This window comes from Cedecea sp. B1(4) (genome assembly GCF_059414925.1).
This window is the reverse complement of the sequence record NZ_JCAHMZ010000282.1, coordinates 1-356: the sequence shown is the minus strand read 5'-3', so window position 1 is coordinate 356 and position 356 is coordinate 1. Positions and strand designations below refer to the sequence as shown.

Sequence of the window (356 nt, the reverse complement as noted above, 5' to 3'; positions counted from 1 at the left end):
CGCATACTTTCACCACAAACCGGTCCGCTATGCAGCGTGAGTTCGATATTTCATGGCCGGATCAATAATGGCATACGGGCGTAGCAGCGTAAATTGGGCTTTGGCGAAGTGCCGGGTGGGAGCCCCGACAAAGAAGAAGCGGACCATGCCGCGATGGGCACGATCCGCTTGAGGGTCAGGCTTTCAGCTTGCGCAGGCCTTCCGCAAGCAGCCAGAGTGCCCGGTTGAGTCGGACGTTCTGGTCGATGCCCTGGACAGGTCGTGTGCGCTGCTGGCGCCCGTTGGCACCGCGGCCGGTCAGGCCACCTTTGACGAGGTTCTCCTGGACCCGGTTGAACGTGGACCACAGATCCGCA

Annotated in this window: 1 protein-coding gene; it reads right to left on the bottom strand. The window is 61.2% G+C overall.

The annotated features are described in order from the left end of the window. Positions 1-175: 175 nt before the first annotated feature. Positions 176-356: DUF932 domain-containing protein (locus ACR6JA_RS22950; RefSeq protein WP_494599800.1), on the bottom strand; the 181-nt coding region annotated here is incomplete at its 5' end.